Source organism: Curtobacterium sp. NPDC089689, assembly GCF_044749145.1.
Classification (GTDB): domain Bacteria; phylum Actinomycetota; class Actinomycetes; order Actinomycetales; family Microbacteriaceae; genus Curtobacterium.
This window is the reverse complement of record NZ_JBIVHJ010000001.1, coordinates 292,624-309,851: the sequence shown is the minus strand read 5'-3', so window position 1 is coordinate 309,851 and position 17,228 is coordinate 292,624. Positions and strand designations below refer to the sequence as shown.

At 71.2% G+C, this 17,228-nt stretch carries 17 protein-coding genes; 12 read left to right on the top strand and 5 right to left on the bottom strand.

Going from position 1 to position 17,228, the window contains the following annotated elements; translation table 11 throughout:
• Nucleotides 1-35: 35 nt before the first annotated feature.
• Nucleotides 36-785 carry a CPBP family intramembrane glutamic endopeptidase gene (locus ACIPYW_RS01425; protein ID WP_400410127.1) on the bottom strand — a complete coding sequence of 250 codons (750 nt, stop codon included), beginning with the start codon at nucleotides 783-785 and terminating at the stop codon, nucleotides 36-38.
• Nucleotides 786-910: 125 nt separating this feature from the next.
• Here ACIPYW_RS01425 and typA point away from each other — a divergent pair, with 125 nt between their 5' ends.
• The 7 genes from typA to ACIPYW_RS01390 all read left to right on the top strand — a co-directional run bounded on the left by typA (nucleotide 911) and on the right by ACIPYW_RS01390 (nucleotide 8,990).
• Nucleotides 911-2,833, top strand: a complete 1,923-nt coding sequence (gene typA, locus ACIPYW_RS01420) for a translational GTPase TypA (RefSeq protein WP_290132515.1) — start codon at nucleotides 911-913, stop codon at nucleotides 2,831-2,833.
• Nucleotides 2,834-2,961: 128 nt separating this feature from the next.
• Nucleotides 2,962-4,155, top strand: coding sequence for an amidohydrolase (locus ACIPYW_RS01415; protein WP_400410124.1), 1,194 nt, complete (start codon nucleotides 2,962-2,964; stop codon nucleotides 4,153-4,155).
• 70 nt (nucleotides 4,156-4,225) lie between these two features.
• Entirely contained in the window at nucleotides 4,226-4,768 is a 543-nt protein-coding gene (locus ACIPYW_RS01410) for a hypothetical protein (protein WP_400410122.1), read from the top strand.
• 24 nt (nucleotides 4,769-4,792) lie between these two features.
• Entirely contained in the window at nucleotides 4,793-6,025 is a 1,233-nt protein-coding gene (locus ACIPYW_RS01405; RefSeq protein WP_400410121.1) for a PIG-L family deacetylase, read from the top strand.
• A 9-nt stretch (nucleotides 6,026-6,034) separates the two neighbouring features.
• Nucleotides 6,035-6,352, top strand: a complete 318-nt coding sequence (fdxA, locus tag ACIPYW_RS01400) for a ferredoxin (RefSeq protein WP_071292706.1) — start codon at nucleotides 6,035-6,037, stop codon at nucleotides 6,350-6,352.
• Between the two features lie 13 nt (nucleotides 6,353-6,365).
• Complete coding sequence (gene dapC, locus ACIPYW_RS01395) at nucleotides 6,366-7,493, top strand: succinyldiaminopimelate transaminase (protein ID WP_400410119.1); 1,128 nt, start codon at nucleotides 6,366-6,368, stop codon at nucleotides 7,491-7,493.
• A gap of 198 nt (nucleotides 7,494-7,691) precedes the next feature.
• Entirely contained in the window at nucleotides 7,692-8,990 is a 1,299-nt protein-coding gene (locus ACIPYW_RS01390; RefSeq protein ID WP_290134278.1) for a citrate synthase, read from the top strand.
• Between the two features lie 300 nt (nucleotides 8,991-9,290).
• On the opposite strand, the gene ACIPYW_RS01385 is transcribed toward ACIPYW_RS01390, so the two are convergent.
• Both ACIPYW_RS01385 and dapD read right to left on the bottom strand, forming a co-directional pair.
• On the bottom strand, nucleotides 9,291-10,085 hold the full coding sequence (locus tag ACIPYW_RS01385; RefSeq protein WP_400410117.1) for an alpha/beta hydrolase: 795 nt from the start codon (nucleotides 10,083-10,085) through the stop codon (nucleotides 9,291-9,293).
• Nucleotides 10,086-10,094: 9 nt separating this feature from the next.
• Entirely contained in the window at nucleotides 10,095-11,060 is a 966-nt protein-coding gene (dapD, locus tag ACIPYW_RS01380) for a 2,3,4,5-tetrahydropyridine-2,6-dicarboxylate N-succinyltransferase (protein WP_400410115.1), read from the bottom strand.
• Between the two features lie 210 nt (nucleotides 11,061-11,270).
• Between dapD and dapE the strand changes: the two genes are divergently transcribed.
• Both dapE and ACIPYW_RS01370 read left to right on the top strand, forming a co-directional pair.
• The gene (dapE, locus tag ACIPYW_RS01375) at nucleotides 11,271-12,353 is read left to right on the top strand and encodes a succinyl-diaminopimelate desuccinylase (RefSeq protein ID WP_400410113.1); all 1,083 of its coding nucleotides are present in this window, start codon (nucleotides 11,271-11,273) and stop codon (nucleotides 12,351-12,353) included.
• Nucleotides 12,338-13,594, top strand: a complete 1,257-nt coding sequence (locus tag ACIPYW_RS01370; RefSeq protein ID WP_400410111.1) for a hypothetical protein — start codon at nucleotides 12,338-12,340, stop codon at nucleotides 13,592-13,594. Before dapE ends, ACIPYW_RS01370 begins: the two co-directional genes overlap by 16 nt.
• Nucleotides 13,595-13,634: 40 nt before the next feature.
• On the opposite strand, the gene ACIPYW_RS01365 is transcribed toward ACIPYW_RS01370, so the two are convergent.
• A complete protein-coding gene (locus ACIPYW_RS01365; protein WP_400410109.1) occupies nucleotides 13,635-14,789 on the bottom strand; it encodes an AI-2E family transporter in 1,155 nt (384 codons plus the stop codon).
• A gap of 127 nt (nucleotides 14,790-14,916) precedes the next feature.
• Here ACIPYW_RS01365 and ACIPYW_RS01360 point away from each other — a divergent pair, with 127 nt between their 5' ends.
• Together ACIPYW_RS01360 and ACIPYW_RS01355 are read left to right on the top strand one after the other, a co-directional pair.
• Nucleotides 14,917-15,087, top strand: a complete 171-nt coding sequence (locus ACIPYW_RS01360; protein ID WP_017887054.1) for a DUF3117 domain-containing protein — start codon at nucleotides 14,917-14,919, stop codon at nucleotides 15,085-15,087.
• 170 nt (nucleotides 15,088-15,257) lie between these two features.
• Nucleotides 15,258-15,995 (top strand): AAA family ATPase, encoded by a 738-nt coding sequence (locus tag ACIPYW_RS01355; protein ID WP_400410107.1) that lies wholly within the window; start codon nucleotides 15,258-15,260, stop codon nucleotides 15,993-15,995.
• 50 nt (nucleotides 15,996-16,045) lie between these two features.
• On the opposite strand, the gene ACIPYW_RS01350 is transcribed toward ACIPYW_RS01355, so the two are convergent.
• Nucleotides 16,046-16,678 (bottom strand): O-methyltransferase, encoded by a 633-nt coding sequence (locus tag ACIPYW_RS01350; RefSeq protein WP_290132500.1) that lies wholly within the window; start codon nucleotides 16,676-16,678, stop codon nucleotides 16,046-16,048.
• A 64-nt stretch (nucleotides 16,679-16,742) separates the two neighbouring features.
• On the opposite strand from ACIPYW_RS01350, the gene ACIPYW_RS01345 reads away from it, so the two are divergent.
• Complete coding sequence (locus ACIPYW_RS01345; protein ID WP_290132499.1) at nucleotides 16,743-17,111, top strand: Sec-independent protein translocase TatB; 369 nt, start codon at nucleotides 16,743-16,745, stop codon at nucleotides 17,109-17,111.
• Nucleotides 17,112-17,228 lie beyond the last annotated feature (117 nt).

The following is a 17,228-nucleotide window of genomic DNA, read 5'->3' as shown; positions in this document are numbered from 1 at the left end:
TAGTCACCCGGTGCGACGGCCCGCCCGGCGCCCGGTCACCGGAACAGCTGGGGGAACGCGGCCGCCACCCACGGGTAGCCGACGAACACGACGGCGTCGAGCAGGCAGTGCGTGATCACGAGCGGGAGGAGCCGGCCCCACTTCGTGTAGATCCACCCGAACACGATGCCCATCACGGCGTTCCCGACGAAGGCGCCGAAGCCCTGGTAGAGGTGGTAGCTCCCGCGGAGGACCGCGGTGGAGAGGATGACCTGCCACCGGCCCCACCCGAGGCCGCCGAGCCGCTCGTAGAGGTAGCCGATGACGATGACCTCCTCCTGCAGTCCCGACCGGACCGCCGAGAGCAGCAGGACCGGGATCGTCCACCAGTAGGAGTCGAGTGCCGCGGGGTCGACGTTCACCGTGAACCCGAGCGCCCGGCCCGTGAAGTACAGCGCGAGCCCGGGGACACCGATGCACAGCGCGATGAGGGCGGCGCCGCCGAGGTCCGGGCGCATCCGGAACCGGTCGATGCCGAGCCGGGACAGGTGCGGGCGCGTGGTGCTCCAGAGGAGGTAGCAGACGAGCGCGACCGGGGCGAGGTCCACGGCGATGCCGACGAGCTGGCGCGCGAGGTCCACGTACTGCACGGTCGTCGTCGACTGGTTGAGCGCGGTGGACTGCTGCCCGAGCGGCGTCGTCTGGGACAGGTCGTCGATGATCTGGAGGATCGAGTACAGCGCGCTGCCGCCGAGCGACAGCAGCAGGACGATCGTGATCTCGGTCCACGTTCGCCGTCGGCTCATGGTCTGTACTCCTGCTGGTTGCGAACTACCGGTAGACTGGCGTGTCGGGCGTTCTGCCCACGGGTGCCATGTGTCCACGACGACCGGCTGCCCGATCTTCTCCGAACACTTGAAGGATGTCCTGTATGGCGCTCGCCACCCGGTCCGACCTGCGCAACGTCGCCATCGTGGCACACGTCGACCACGGCAAGACCACCCTCGTCGACGCGATGCTCACGCAGACCAACTCGTTCGACGCCCACTTCGAGGGCGAGGACCGGATGATGGACTCGAACGACCTCGAGCGCGAGAAGGGCATCACCATCCTCGCGAAGAACACCTCGGTGCTCTACAACGGGAAGCACGCCGAGGAGTTCAACCCGGGCGGTCGCATCACGATCAACGTGATCGACACCCCCGGCCACGCCGACTTCGGCGGTGAGGTCGAGCGCGGCCTCTCCATGGTCGACGGTGTCGTGCTGCTCGTCGACGCGTCCGAGGGTCCGCTGCCCCAGACCCGCTTCGTGCTCCGCAAGGCCCTCGCCGCGAAGCTCCCGGTGATCCTGCTCGTCAACAAGACGGACCGCCCGGACTCCCGCATCGACGAGGTCGTCTCCGAGTCGCAGGACCTGCTGCTCGGCCTGGCCTCCGACCTCTCGGACGAGGTCGACGACCTCGACCTCGACGCCATCCTCGACGTCCCCGTGGTGTACGCCTCGGGTCGCGCCGGTGCCGCGTCGCGCAACAAGCCGGAGGACGGCAGCCTGCCGGACAACGAGGACCTCGAGCCGCTGTTCGAAGCGATCCTCCAGCACGTGCCGGCCCCGACGTACGACGACGAGCACCCGCTGCAGGCGCACGTCACGAACCTCGACGCGTCGCCGTTCCTCGGTCGCCTCGCGCTGCTCCGCATCTTCCACGGCACGATGAAGAAGGGCCAGACCGTGGCCTGGGTGAAGCACGACGGCAGCGTCGTCAACGCCCGCATCACCGAGCTCCTCATCACGAAGGCGCTCGACCGCTACCCGGCCGAGTCGGCGGGCCCCGGGGACATCGTCGCCGTCGCCGGTTTCGAGGACATCACCATCGGTGAGACCCTGACCGACCCCGAGGACGTCCGTCCGCTGCCGACCATCACGGTCGACGACCCGGCGATCTCGATGACGATCGGCACGAACACCAGCCCGCTCGTCGGCAAGGTCAAGGGCCACAAGCTCACCGCCCGCATGGTCAAGGACCGCCTCGACCGCGAGCTCGTCGGCAACGTCTCGCTCAAGGTCCAGGACATCGGCCGCCCCGACGCGTGGGAGGTCCAGGGCCGCGGCGAGCTCGCGCTGGCGATCCTCGTCGAGCAGATGCGGCGCGAGGGCTACGAGCTCACGGTCGGCAAGCCGCAGGTCGTCACCAAGCGTGACGAGAACGGCAAGCTCCTCGAGCCGTACGAGCACATGACGATCGACACGCCGGAGGAGCACCTCGGCGCCATCACCCAGCTCATGGCCGCCCGCAAGGGCCGCATGGAGAACATGGTGAACCACGGCACCGGGTGGATCCGCATGGAGTTCATCGTGCCGTCGCGCGGCCTGATCGGCTTCCGCACGTCGTTCCTCACCGAGACCCGCGGCACCGGCATCGCCAACGCGATCTCGCACGGCTACGGCGAGTGGGCCGGTTCGATCCAGACCCGCATCAACGGCTCGATCGTGTCCGACCGCTCCGGTGTCGTCACGCCGTTCGCCATCACGAACCTCCAGGAGCGGATGACGTTCTTCGTCAACCCGACGGAGGAGGTCTACGAGGGCATGGTCATCGGCGAGAACTCGCGCGCCGACGACATGGACGTGAACATCACGAAGGAGAAGAAGCTGACGAACATGCGTTCGTCGACGGCCGACACCTTCGAGTCGATGACCCCGTCGCGGCAGCTGTCGCTCGAGGAGTGCCTCGAGTTCGCGCGCGAGGACGAGTGCGTCGAGGTCACCCCCGACGCGGTCCGCATCCGCAAGGTGGAGCTGGACGCGCAGGCGCGCCAGCGTGCGTACGCCCGCCTCAAGCGCCAGGACGCCTGAGCAGCAGGACGCCTGAGCAGCAGGACACGGCAGCAGCCGGGAGGCACGCCCTCCGTCCGACGGCCCGGTCACCTCGTCGAGGTGGCCGGGCCGCGGTCGTGTCACGGCGCGGTTGTACGGTGGTCTGCGTGACGTTCGATCTGCTTGCCATCTACCAGGACCTCCACGCACACCCGGAGCTCGGCTTCCAGGAGCACCGGACCGCGGGGGTGATCGCCGAGCGGCTCGCGGAGCTGTCCGGCGTCGAGGTCACGACGGGCGTCGGCGGCACGGGCGTCGTCGCCGTGCTGCACAACGGCGAGGGTCCGACGATCTGGCTCCGCGCCGACATGGACGGACTGCCCGTGCAGGAGCGCACCGGCCTGTCGTACGCGAGCGAGCACACCGGGCAGGACGAGTCCGGCGCCACGGTCGCGACCATGCACGCCTGCGGGCACGACATCCACGTGACCTGGCTCCTCGGTACGCTCGAGCGGCTCGTGTCGACCACGGACGAGTGGCACGGCACCGTCGTCGGCGTGTTCCAGCCGGCGGAGGAGGTCATCTCCGGCGCCCGCGCGATGATCGACGACGGCCTCGTCGAGCGCTTCCCGGCGCCCGACGTCGTCCTCGGGCAGCACTCCGCGCCCGCCCCGGTCGGCACCGTCGCCGTGGGCTCCGGCCCGGTCATGGCGTCGAGCGACCGGCTGACGGTGACCTTCAACGGCCGCGGTGCCCACGGCTCCGCGCCGCAGGCCTCCCTCGACCCGGTCGTCACCGCGGCCTCGGCCGTGGTCCGGCTGCAGACCGTCGTGTCGCGGGAGGTCGCCCCGAGCGACGCCGGCGTGGTCACGGTCGGCTCGTTCCACGCGGGGACGCGCGCGAACATCATCCCCGACCATGCGGTGATCGAGATCTCCACCCGCGCCCGCAACGAGGAGACCCGCGGCCGGATCATCGCGTCGATCGAGCGGATCGTCCGCGCCGAGAGCGAGGCGGGTGGGCTGCCCGAGCCGACGATCGACCGTGCACCGGGTGCCGATGTCCTCGTGAACGACCCGGAGCAGGCCGCGAAGGTCCTCGCCGCCGTCCGCGAGGCCGTGCCGAACGCCATCGACCTCGAGTCGGGTCTGGCGATGGCGTCGGAGGACGTCGGACAGCTCGCCACCGCCGCGGGCGTGCCGATCGTGTACTGGTTCACCGGCATCACGGACCCGGAGCTCTTCCGCACCGGGCGGGAGATCCCGAGCAACCACTCGCCGTTCTACGCGCCGCAGGCCGAGACGTCGATCCCCGTCGGCGTGGACGCGGCCGTGGCCGCGGCGCGCGCGTACCTGGCCTGAGCGTCGTCGGACGGGAGCTTCACAGCGAACGTGCGCCGCGCCTCCCGGCAGACGCTCTAGGGTGCTGCGCATGCGCACCCCGACCCGCACCCTGATCGCCGCCGTCGCCGCCGGCATCGCCCTGGCAGGGCTGAGCGGCTGCTCCTCCGACACCGTCCGACAGGCCACCGACCTCGGCTCGTCGGTCGCCTCGGACGTGTCGAACGCGGTCCAGGGGATCGACGGCAAGGCGATCCAGGACGGCATGGCGTCGGTCGCGGGCGGCATCGACGGTGCGCTCGACACGGCGCTCAAGGGTGCGAAGGTCACCTCGGACGGGCAGCTGCCTGACGGCTTCCCGACGAAGGACGTGCCGCTCGTCGACGGCACGGTGCTCGGCGGTGGATCGGGCCCGGACGGTTCCGGCTGGGTCGCACAGGTCCGGGTCGGGTCGGTCGACGAGTTCCAGGCCGCGGCCGACGCCCTGACCGGTGCCGGGTACACCGAGTCGGTGAAGCGGGCGGACTCGACGAGCGCGTTCGGCCTGTTCCGGAGCGACGGGTACCGCGTCGTCCTGACGTTCGCGAAGACCGACGCCGGGGTCACCGCGACGTACATCGTGACCCCGCGGTAGGGCCGTCCCGTACGCTGGGCACCGATGTCCGAGGCTCCCGTCACCCGCCCAGAGCGCGTCCTGTTCGTGCACGCCCACCCCGACGACGAGACCCTCGTGTCGGGCGGGACGATCGCCACCCTGCTCGAGCTCGGCGCCGAGGTCACCGTCCTCACGGCGACCCGCGGCGAGCGGGGCGCGATGCTGACCGCCGAGCTCGCGCCGCTCGAGGGCGACGGCCCCCGTGTCGCCGCCCACCGCGAGGGAGAGATCGACGCGGCGCTGGCCGCACTCGGTGGCCCGGCGCACCTCTGGCTCGGGGGAGCAGGAGCGCGCCCGACCGACCTGCCCGAGCGTCGGTACGCCGACTCGGGGATGCAGTGGGGGCCGGACGGACGCGCGACGGCCGCCGACGACGCCCCGGCGGACTCGCTCACGATGGCCGACCTCGGCGAGGTCGTGGACGACGTCCGTGCCGCGATCCGGTCGACGATGGCGGACGCCGTCGTGAGCTACGCGGACGACGGCGGCTACGGGCACCCCGACCACGTGCGGGTGCACCACGCGGCCCGGTACGCGGCGCGCGCCGAGGAGGTCCCCTTCTCGATGATCGTCCCGGCCGAGTCCGGACAGGTCGACCTGACCGTCGACGTCCTGCCGGTGCGGGCGAAGGTCCGCGCGGCGCTCGAGCAGTACCGGTCGCAGCTGACGGTGGACCCGGTCGACCCGAGTGACCCGATCGCGCTCTCGTGGATGATGCCGCACGGCGAACGGCAGCACGCCCTCGCCGTCGAGGCCTTCCGCCACGACGCCGACCCGGTCCCGCCGGCACCGCAGACCTTCGCCGAGTTCTCGCCGCAGGGCAAGGCCACTGCGGTCGTCGTGTCGTTCGTGCTCGGACTCGTCGCGGGTGGCCTCGGCTCCGTCACCCACCAGCAGACGATCGGCACGTTCCCGATCGGCATCTTCCTGCCGACGCTCGTCGTGGTCGGGCTGCTCGCGGGCATCCGGCTGCTGTACCGCTCGCGGGTGCTCGTCGTGGCCGTCTGGCTCGGCATCGCGCTCGCGACGACCTTCCTGCTCCAGCTCGTGCTCGCGAACGCCGCGGGCTACACGTGGATGATCGCGCCGACGGCCGTCGCGTTCGTCGTGCTCGTCTGGCCGGACTTCGGCGACACCCGTCGTCCGGGGCGCGCGGCCGCCGTGCCCGCGGAGTCCGCCCCCGGCGCGTCGGGGTCGGCTGGCGGCCTGTCCGGATCCGCCCGGGGCCGCGAGTAGGATCGACCCGTGACGTACGTGATCGCTCAGCCCTGTGTGGACGTCAAGGACCGCGCCTGCATCGACGAGTGCCCGGTCGACTGCATCTACGAGGGCGACCGCTCGCTGTACATCCACCCCGACGAGTGCGTCGACTGCGGAGCCTGCGAGCCGGTCTGCCCGGTGGAGGCGATCTACTACGAGGACGACCTCCCCGAGGAGTGGGCCGACTACTACAAGGCCAACGTCGAGTTCTTCGAAGAGGTGGGCTCGCCCGGCGGCGCCGCGAAGGTCGGAGTGATCCACAAGGACCACCCGGTCGTCCTCGCCGAGCCCCCGCGCGGCTGACCCGGACCCGCCCGTGGCGCTCGACCTCCCCGACTTCCCCTGGGACCAGCTCGTCCCGTTCAAGCAGCGCGCAGCAGCCGTCGAGGGCGGCATCGTCGACCTCAGCGTCGGCTCGCCCGTCGACCCCACGCCCGAGCTCGTCCGCCGCGCCCTCGCCGAGGCCACCGACGCGCACGCCTACCCGCAGGTCGCCGGCACCCCGGCCCTGCGCGAGGCGATCGCCGACTGGTACGGCCGCCGGCAGGGCGTGACGCTCACGGCCGAGCAGGTCCTCCCGACGATCGGCTCGAAGGAGTTCATCGCCGGACTCGCGCTCTGGCTCGGCATCGGCCGCGGTGACACGGTCGTCTTCCCGGAGGCCGCCTACCCCACGTACGAGCTCGGTGCTGCCCTCGTCGGCGCGACCGCACTCGCCTCGGACGACCCCGCTGCGTGGCCGGCGACGACGAGGCTCGTGTGGCTGAACTCCCCGGGGAACCCCGACGGTCGCGTGCTGTCGATCGAGCAGCTGCGCACCGCGGTCGAGCGTGCCCGCGAACTCGGCGCCGTGGTCGTCGGCGACGAGTGCTACGCCGAGCTCGGGTGGGAACCGCCGTACGACACCGCGCCGACACCGACCATCCTCGACCCGCGCGTCGTGGGCGACTCGGTCTCGGGCGTCCTCAGCGTGTACTCGCTCTCGAAGCAGTCGAACCTCGCCGGGTACCGCGCCGCGTTCGTGGCCGGCGACGCCGAGTTGCTCGCCGAGGTCCTCGCGGTCCGCAAGCACACCGGGATGATGCCGCCGCTGCCGGTGCAGCAGGCGATGATCGTCGCGCTCGAGGACGAGACGCACGTGCAGCAGCAGAAGACGCGGTACCGGGCGCGCCGGAACATGCTCCGACGGGCACTCGACGGCGCCGGCTTCCGCATCGACCACAGCGAGGCCGGACTCTACCTCTGGGCGACCCGCGGTGAGCCCGCGCTCGACACCGTCGCGTGGCTCGCCGACCGCGGGATCCTCGTCGCCCCCGGGACGTTCTACGGTCCCGCCGGGGCCGAGCACGTCCGCGTGGCCCTCACCGCGACCGACGAGCGCATCGCCGCGGCCGCGCAGCGGCTCGCGAGTGCGCGGCGCACCAGCCGGGTGGACGCGGACTGAGCGGTGCCCGTCGGGCGGGTGTCGCGCCTCCCGGCAGTCGCCACCACGCAGTGCGCTACCAGCGCAATCCGTGGTTCCCACCAATCCCGGAGCACCTGGGTGTGCACGACCGACAGTGGGCGCGATTAGGCTGTCACCGTGACTGACACTGCCAACGACGCTCAGAAGACGGCCACACCGCCCACCACGCCCGTCCCCGTGAGCCCGGCTGCGGAGCAGCAGACCGAGACCGCGACGCTGACGTTCCCGGGCGGCTCGGCGGAGTTCCCGATCCTGCCGAGCGTCGACGGCGCGTCCACGGTGGACATCTCGACCTTCAAGAAGCAGACGGGGATGAACACCCTCGACTACGGCTTCGTGAACACCGGCTCGACGAAGAGCGCGATCACGTACATCGACGGCGACCAGGGGATCCTGCGCTACCGCGGCTACCCGATCGACCAGGTCGCGTCGAACTGCACCTTCCTCGAGGTCGCCTGGCTCCTCATCTACGGCGAGCTGCCGACGGCCGCCGAGCTCGAGTCGTTCGACGCCCGCATCCGCCGCCACACGCTGCTGCACGAGGACCTCCGTCGCCTCTTCGACGCCCTCCCGCACTCGGCGCACCCGATGTCGGTCCTGTCGAGCGCCGTCAGCGCCCTGTCGACCTACTACGAGGACGACATGAGCGTCGACGACCCGGAGAAGGTCGAGCTGCAGACCGTGCGGCTGCTCGCGAAGCTCCCGGTGATCGCCGCCTACGCGCACAAGAAGTCGATCGGGCAGGCGTTCCTGTACCCGGACAACTCGCTGTCGTTCGTCGACAACTTCCTCCGGCTGAACTTCGGCACCATGGCCGAGACGTACGAGCCGAACCCGGTGCTCTCCAAGGCGCTCGAGCGGCTGCTCATCCTGCACGAGGACCACGAGCAGAACGCCTCCACCGCGACCGTGCGGCTCGTCGGCTCCACGAAGGCGAACATGTTCGCGTCGATCTCCGCGGGCATCAACGCGCTCTACGGTCCGCTGCACGGCGGAGCGAACGAGGCCGTGCTCGAGATGCTCCAGCAGATCAAGGACTCCGGCGAGCCGGTGTCGCGCTTCGTCGAGCGGGTGAAGAACAAGGAGCGCGGGGTGAAGCTCATGGGCTTCGGGCACCGCGTCTACAAGAACTACGACCCGCGCGCCAAGCTCGTGAAGGAGTCCGCGCACGAGGTGCTCGAGGCGCTCGGCGTGCAGGACGACCTGCTCGACATCGCGATGGAGCTCGAGGGCATCGCCCTCGAGGACGAGTACTTCGTCAGCCGCAAGCTCTACCCGAACGTCGACTTCTACACGGGCATCATCTACAAGGCGATGGGCTTCCCGCCGCGGATGTTCACGGTCCTGTTCGCGATCGGGCGGCTTCCGGGCTGGATCGCCCAGTGGCGGGAGCTCAACAACGACCCGCTGAACAAGATCGGGCGTCCACAGCAGCTGTACGTGGGGTACCCCGAGCGGGACCTGCCGGCGCGCTGAGCCGCGGGGCGTCGGCGCGGCTGCGCGGCGCAGATAGGCCGCGCACAACCAAAGACAGGTCGAACCACGGAAGCACGTGGTGCGGCGTGTCTTTGGTTGTGCGGACGCGTCGGACGGGAGGCGCGGTGTGGGCCCGCCACGCGCCTCCAGGCCGGCGGCGCGGGCGCCGTGTACCTCGTGTGGTGCCGGGTCTCGGCGCACAACTCAAGACGAGTCGAACCGCGGACGCGCGCGGTTCGTTCCGTCTTTGGTTGTGCGGACGCGGCGGACACGCCGGATGCGCGGCGCCGTGACCCGCGGCTAGCGGGTGGGCTGCGCCAGCGCCCAGGCGGTCACGAGGTCGAGGGCGGTGTCCGACTCCGGCGTGCCCGGACGGTTGAGGAATGCGTGTCGTGCACCCGGCAGCACGTGTCGTTCGACGTCGACACCGGCGGTCCGCAGTTCCGTCGCGAACCGATCCCCGGACGGACGCATCGCGTCGTGCTCGGCATCCACCATCAGGGCACGTGGGAAGTCCGACAGGTCGTGGCCGCCCGGGAACGCGGTGTCCGTCGGCGCCCGGCGTCCGACGAGGTTGCGGTTCGCCCGGTCCAGCAGCGCGGGGTGGTGGGTCACGCGACGACGGCCCCGGACGGAGCGGGTGACGGCGGGGTCGCGCGGGGTCACTGCGTGGAAGAAGCCGTAGGCCAGGAACACCCCGTCGGGGCGGATCGCCTTCGGGAGGGATCGCGTGACCGCCGCGGCGAGGCACGCTCCGGCGCTCGCTCCGCCGAGGAGCAGCGGTCGTTCGTCCGGGCTCCGGAAGGCCGTCAGCACCGCGCGGACGTCGTCAGCGGCGACCGGGTGACGCTGCCGGCCGCGGGGCCCACGGCGCCCGACGAACGGCAGGCCCGGCAACGGTGCGAGACGGTAGTCGACCGTGACCACGTCGATCCCGCGGTCCGCCAGGGTCGTCGCCACCGCGTGTGACTCGGGGAGGTCGAGGTCGCCGCGGAAGAACCCGCCGCCGTGCAGCCACACGAGGGTGACCGCAGACCCTTTCCCGTAGCGCCGGACCGGGACCGGACCGTGCGGGCCCTCGATCGTCGCCCCCACGTGGTCCGGCTACGCGTGCAGGGCGGTGTTCAGCTGGATGCCCTGGCCCTGCCGCTGGAGGGCCTCGACCGCACCGGTGACCGAGTTGCGGCGGAACAGCACGTTCGGGGTGCCCGAGAGTTCCGCGGCCTTGACGGTCTTCGGGGTGCCGTCCGGGTTCGGGGCGGCACCGACGAGGACGACCTTGGTGCCCGCGGTCACGTAGAGTCCGGCCTCGACCACGGAGTCGTCGCCGAGGGATATCCCGAGGCCCGCGTTGGCGCCGAGGAGCGCCCGTGCGCCGAGCGACACCCGGTGTGTCCCGCCGCCGGAGAGCGTGCCCATGATGGAGGCTCCGCCACCGATGTCGGTGCCGTCGCCGACGACGACGCCCTGGGACACGCGCCCCTCGATCATCGCGTCGCCGAGGGTGCCGGCGTTGAAGTTCACGAAGCCCTCGTGCATGACCGTGGTGCCGGGGGCGAGGTGCGCGCCGAGACGGACCCGGTTCGCGTCGCCGATGCGCACACGGTCGGGCACGACGTAGTCGACCAGGCGCGGGAACTTGTCGATCGCGTGCACCGCGATGCCCGCCCGCTGGAGGGACGGACGCAGGCGCGTGAGGTCGGCGGGGGAGACGGGGCCGGCGTTCGTCCACGCGACGATCGGCAGGTGCACGAAGACACCGTCGAGGTTGACCTCGTTCGGGCGGACGTGCAGGTGACTGAGCAGGTGCAGCCGGAGGTAGGCGTCCGGGGTGCTCGTCGGGGCCGCGTCGATCGTGACCTCGGTGGTGACCGCCTCGATCCGGACGGCGCGACGCGGGTCGTCGCCGACGTGCGCCAGCAGTTCTTCGGGGAAGGCGGCGTCGGACGGCCGCGCGCCGAGGTGCGTCTGCGGGTACCAGGTGTCGAGCGTCGTCCCGTCGGCGGCGATCGTCGCGAGGCCGTGGCCCCAGGCGGTGGTCGGGCGGGCGGAGGCGGTCGTGTCGGTCACGTGGACAAGGGTAGCGAGGTGCGAGCGGCGACCACCGTCCGGCCGGACGGCCTGTGGAGAACGCGCCACGGGCCTCCCGTCCGGCACGCGCGGAACGGGATCCGCGCCGTCGCACCGGCCTGGAGGCACGCCCCCTGTGGGCAGCCCGCTCCAGTCCACAGACGGTCGGCTCGGCGGCGACCGGCAAGGGTCGGCCGGTAGGCTGCCCGCATGCCGGAGCAGCTCGACCTCACCGCCTCGTCCATCGACATCACGCGCGCCATCTGCGACATCGAGTCGGTGTCGGGCAACGAGGGCGCGCTCGCCGACGCCGTCGAGGCGGCGCTCGCGCCGCTGCCGCACCTCGACGTCGTCCGGGACGGCGACGCGATCGTGGCGCGGACGAACCTCGGCCGCGACCGCCGCGTCGTCATCGCCGGGCACATCGACACCGTGCCGCTGAACGACAACCTGCCGACCGAGTTCCGCACGACGGAGGACGGCACCGAGATCCTCTGGGGTCGCGGCACGGTGGACATGAAGGCCGGCGTCGCCGTGCAGCTCAAGCTCGCGTACGACCTCGCCGAGCCGACCAACGACGTGACCTGGGTCTTCTACGACCACGAAGAGGTCAGCGACTCGCTGAACGGTCTCGGCCGACTCGCGCGGACCCGACCGGAGCTCCTGGCCGGTGACTTCGCGATCCTCGGCGAACCGTCCGGTGCGCAGATCGAGGGCGGGTGCAACGGCAACCTCCGTGCCGAGATCCGTACGTTCGGCAAGCGGTCGCACAGTGCCCGGAGCTGGATCGGCGACAACGCGATCCACAAGACGGCGCCGATCCTCGCGACGCTTGCGGCGTACGAGCCGCGTACGGTGACGGTCGACGGACTCGACTACCGCGAGGGGCTGAACGCGGTGGGCATCTCCGGCGGGATCGCCGGCAACGTCATCCCGGACGAGGCCATGGTCCACGTGAACTACCGGTTCGCGCCCTCACGCAGTGCGGACGAGGCCGTCGCGCACATCCGCGAACTCTTCGACGGGTACGACGTGCAGATCGTCGACCTCGCCGCCGGAGCACGCCCTGGACTCGACGCGCCGCTCGCGCAGGAGTTCGTCGCAGCGGTCGGCGGCCCGGCGCCCCGGCCGAAGTACGGCTGGACGGACGTCGCGCGCTTCTCGGCGCTCGGCGTGCCCGCGGTCAACTACGGCCCGGGCGAGCCCGTCTTCGCGCACCACGACGACGAGCAGGTGCCGCTCGCGCAGATCACGTCGGTCGAGGACGGCCTCCGTCGGTGGCTGACCGCCTGACCACCGGCGGGACCCTCCGCTCCCGGTCCGACGCAGCCGTCCGGTGGCGAGCCCGCTACCGAGCGGTGCCGTGGTGGGCCCGGATCACCGTCGTCTACGTCCTCGCACGCATCGTGACGGGCGTGGTGATGCAGGGCTTCGCGGCCGTGCAGTCGGCGAACTCCTTCACGTCCGACCACCCGTCGTACCTGTCGTTCGCCGCGATCTGGGACGGTGCCTGGTACCGCGTCATCGCCACCGGTGGGTACCCGTCGGCGCTGCCGGTGGACGCCGCCGGACACGTCACCGAGAACGCGTGGGCGTTCATGCCCGCCTACCCGTTCCTGGTGCGCGGTCTCATGCTGCTCACGGGGGCGTCGTTCGAGGCCGTGGCGGTCTCGGTGTCCCTCGTGGCGGGCCTCGGCGCCGCGCTGGTCTTCCGGCGGCTCGTCGGACGCTTCCTCGATGCGCCGCGGGCGACGTTCGCCACGGTGCTGCTCTGCGTCGCGCCGACCTCGGTGATGTTCCAGGTCGCCTACGCCGAGTCGATGGGGCTGTTCCTCCTCTTCGTCGCACTGCTGCTCGCGGTGGACCGTCGCTGGTGGACGATGCTGCCGGTGGTGCTCCTGCTCGGCATGACGCGGCCGACGGGGCTGGCGTTCGCGTTCTTCCTCGCGCTGTTCCTGGCCGTGTGGTGGTTCCGTCCCGTCTGGGTCCGCGAGGGCGCTCGACCCACGCTCCGCACCGGTCTGCCCCCGCTCGTGGTCGCCGTCGTGTCCGGGCTCGTCGGGCTGGCGTGGCCGGCGATCGCCTGGGCCGTCACCGGGATGCCGAAGGCCTACACCGACACCGAGCTCGCCTGGCGGTCGTCGTACGTCGGCTGGGGGGAACTCCTGCCGTTCTCGCCCTGGGTCGAGGGGTTCTCGTGGTGGCTGCGGTACCCCGGCGGCTGGCCGGCAGCGCTCGCGATCCCGCTCGGTCTCGCCGGGATCGCGTTCCTCGTGTGGGCGCCCGCGGCACGTCGGGTGGGGCTCGAGCTGCGTCTGTGGGTCGTGGCGTACGTCGTCTACCTCCTCGCGGTGTTCTTCCCGCAGTCGAGCACCTGGCGCATCCTCATGCCGATCGCGCCGCTGCTCGCGGTCGTGGCGCTGCCGCGGTCCCGGGTGTACCGGACCGTGCTGGTCGTCGTCGCCCTCGTGCTGCAGTGGGTGTGGCTGTACGCGAACTGGTGGGTGGACGGCTACGACTGGACGCCGCCGTGATCGGTGCCGTCCGGCGGTGCTCGACGCGGAGCGGCCGGACCTAGTCCGCTTCCGGAGCCGTCTCGTGCCGCTCTTCGCGCTCGATGTCGGAGAGCGGCACACCGTCCTCCGGGCGCCACGCCGCGGCGGCGTTCACCATCGCGTTGACGGTGGCGATGAACGGCACCGCGAAGAACGCCCCGACGACGCCCGCGATCGTCGTGCCGGCCGTGACACCGAGGACCACACCGAGCGGATGCACCTTGACGGCGCTGCCGGTGAGGAACGGGTGCAGGACGTGGCTCTCGAGCTGCTGCACGAGGACGATGATGCCGAGCATGATGAGCGCCGGCACCCATCCGTTGAACACGAGGGCGATCACCACCGCGACGATGCCCGCGACGATCGCTCCGACGACGGGGACGAACGCGCCGAAGAACACGATGACGCCGATCGGGATCGCCAGCGGGATCTGGAGGATGAGCGCGCCGATGACGACGCCGAGCGCGTCCGTGACCGCCACGACGAGCTGCACGCGGATGAAGCTCGTGAGGGTCTTCCATCCGGCGTGCCCCGCGACGTCGAGCCGAGCTCGCGCACGACGGGGGAAGATGCGGACGACCCACTGCCAGATGCGGGGCCCGTCGATGAGCACGAACAGGGTCGTGAAGATGATGATGAACAGACCCTCGAAGACGTGGATCGCGCCCGAGCCCGCCGCGAGGAACCCGGAGAAGATCGACGATGCGTGCGACTGCAGGTAGTCCGCGCCGTCCGAGATCCACTTGTTGACCTGCGTCGCCGTGATGCCGAACGGCTCCGAGGCGAGCAGTGACTGCAGCGAGGAGATGCTCGCGTGCAAGCGCTTCTCGAGCGAGGGAAGGTCGTAGCGGATCTGCGCCGTCACGATGAGGCCGAGGCCGCCGATCGCCACGACGACGGACACCAGGCTGGTGAGGATCGCGACCCACTTCGGCCAGCGGTGACGGCGGAGCAACGACGACATCGGCACGAGCAGGGCGCACAGCAGCAGCGCGATGAGGAACGGCACGATGATGTCCTGCAGGAGGATCACGAGCAGGACCAGCACGGCCAGGGCCGCGCCGACGACGAGCAGACGCCACGAGAACGCCGCCGCGATCCGCATGCCCGCGGGCACCGCGTCGTCGGTGGGCGCGGGGTCGCTTCCGCGGAGCATGGAGCGGATGTTCGGCATCCGCATAGGTTAGAGAGCAGAACCGCGAGAACGTCGCGTTTCACGACCCCCAACCTGGGCGGTTTCGCAGTTGCCCCTCCGATACGGGATAATGGGCAGGCATGTACTGCACGAAAGGGGACATCTGATGGCAGCCATGAAGCCGAGGACCGGTGACGGGCCGATGGAGGCTGTTAAGGAGGGTCGACTCATCATCGTGCGGGTTCCGCTCGAGGGTGGAGGCCGCCTGGTCGTCTCGGTCAACGATGCCGAGGCCAAGGAACTCCACGACGCACTCGCCGAGGTCGTCTCGGCCTAGTCCGTCGAAGCACTGAACGACGAAGCCCGGAGCGCGTACGCTCCGGGCTTCGTCGCGTCCCGGCGCGGACGCGGGCGGCGCCGACCGACGGCTCCGCATCCCCGCGCGCACGAGACCGACGGCAGCCGACGGCTCCGCGTCCCGTCGGTGGTACCGGGCAGGATGGTCCCGTGCGCAGGTCCCACATGCCGATCACCCGGGTCGAGGAGTTCAACGACCCGGACCCGATGCCCCGTGACGTCTGGCCCGCGACGCTCCCGCCCGTCCGGCAGCTGCTCGACGAGGGGCTCGACCTCGACCCCGTGACCGTGTTCGTCGGCGACAACGGCGTCGGCAAGTCCACGATCGTCGAAGCGATCGCGCTCCAGTTCGGCATGGGGCCGGAGGGCGGTGGGACCGGGTCGCAGCACTCGACCCGCCCGTCCGAGTCGACGCTGTGCGAGCACATCCGCCTCCGTCGCGACTTCGGTGCACCGCGGGGCGGGTTCTTCCTGCGTGCCGAGACCATGCACGGCTTCTTCACCTACCTCGAGGAACACCCGAACCTCAGCCGCCCCGAGCCGGTGTTCCACGAGCGCAGCCACGGCGAGTCCTTCCTGGACTTCGTGATCGACCGTGCGCGGTGGCCCGGGCTGTGGATCCTCGACGAGCCCGAGTCGGCGCTGTCGTTCTCCGGGTGCCTCGCGCTCATCGGGCTGTTGCAGTCGATCGTCGAGAGCGGCGTCGGCCAGGTGATCCTCTCGACGCACTCACCGGTGCTGGCGGCGTTCCCGGGAGCGACCATCCACGAGGTGGGGGAGTGGGGCCTCCGCCGGACGGCGTGGGAGGACCTCGACCTGGTGCGGCACCAGCGGTCGTTCCTCGAGTCGCCGGAGCGCTACCTGCGCCACCTCAGCGACGACGACTGACCGGACCCGGGCGCCCGATTGCAGAGCCGCCCAGCGACGCAGACGCGCCGCTACGCCGTCAGCTTCGTCAGCTGCAGCAACCCGTCGCCCGCGGGCGACAGGGCACTCCGCACCGCACCCGAGGTCGACACCTCGGTCAGCAGCAGCCGGAAGTCGGTCGTCGCACGGTCCCGCTTCACGGGGTCCGCGACACGTCCCCGCCACAGCGCGTGCGGCACGAGCACGGTCCCGCCGAGCCGCGCGAGCCGCAGCCCGTGCTCGACGTACTCGATCACGTGCTCCGGGTCGGCGTCGACGAGCACGACGTCGTAGGACGCCTCGTTCATCCGCGGGAGCACCTGGTTCGCCCGGCCGGGGATGAGCCGGATGCGCGCGGGGGCGGTGCCGGCCGCGATGAACGCGTCACGCGCGGCCTGCTGGTGGTCCACCTCGACGTCGATCGTGGTGAGTGTGGCCTCGGGCGCGCCGGCGAGCAGGTACAGCCCGGAGACGCCGAGTCCGGTGCCGATCTCGATCATGCTCGTCGCCCGCGAGGCCGCGGCGATCACGCTGACCTGCGCGCCGATGGCAGGGGAGATCGCTTCGACCCCGAGCTCCAACGAGTGTTCACGCGCACGGGCGATCGTCTCGGGCTCGGCGACGATGTCCTCGGCGAACTTCCAGTTCGACTCTTTCTCTGACACGCACACTCCGTTCGGTTGACAACTCTACGGGTGATGCGCGGGGAGGACGGGTTACGCTCGTACCGTGTTCGACGGCTTCGAGAAGTTCCTGGTCATCGGGATCATCGGTGTCCTGATCGTCGGGCCGCAACGCTTGCCCACGTACGCCGCGAAGCTCGCCGAGTTCGTCAAGGCCGTCCGCCGGTTCGCCGACACCGCGAAGGAGCGGATGCGCGACGAGATGGGCCCGGAGTTCGACGACATCGAGTGGCAGAAGCTCGACCCGCGGCAGTACGACCCGCGGCGCATCATCCGCGACGCCCTCCTCGACAGCGGGGGCAGTGTGGCCGCGGTCGAGACCGCGCAGGTCACCGCGTCGAAGGTGCGGGCGACGGCACCCGTGGTGCCGCTCGCCGCGGGCGAGGCCGCGCCGTTCGACGACGAAGCGACGTAGCGCCCGTGACGCCCCATGACGGACTGGAGGCGCGGGGGCCCCCGGGCCCCCCCCCCCCCCCCCCGCGGGGGGGGGGGGGCCCCAAAGGCGCCCGGCAAACCGGGGGGCTCCCGACTG

Excerpts from the sequence above, each read along its gene's own strand:
- ACIPYW_RS01425 (WP_400410127.1), bottom strand. The coding sequence starts at position 785 with ATGAGCCGACGGCGAACGTGGACCGAGATCACGATCGTCCTGCTGCTG.
- typA (WP_290132515.1), top strand. The coding sequence starts at position 911 with ATGGCGCTCGCCACCCGGTCCGACCTGCGCAACGTCGCCATCGTGGCA.
- ACIPYW_RS01410 (WP_400410122.1), top strand. The coding sequence starts at position 4,226 with ATGCGCACCCCGACCCGCACCCTGATCGCCGCCGTCGCCGCCGGCATC.
- ACIPYW_RS01405 (WP_400410121.1), top strand. The coding sequence starts at position 4,793 with ATGTCCGAGGCTCCCGTCACCCGCCCAGAGCGCGTCCTGTTCGTGCAC.
- dapE (WP_400410113.1), top strand. The coding sequence starts at position 11,271 with ATGCCGGAGCAGCTCGACCTCACCGCCTCGTCCATCGACATCACGCGC.
- ACIPYW_RS01365 (WP_400410109.1), bottom strand. The coding sequence starts at position 14,789 with ATGCCGAACATCCGCTCCATGCTCCGCGGAAGCGACCCCGCGCCCACC.
- ACIPYW_RS01360 (WP_017887054.1), top strand. The coding sequence starts at position 14,917 with ATGGCAGCCATGAAGCCGAGGACCGGTGACGGGCCGATGGAGGCTGTT.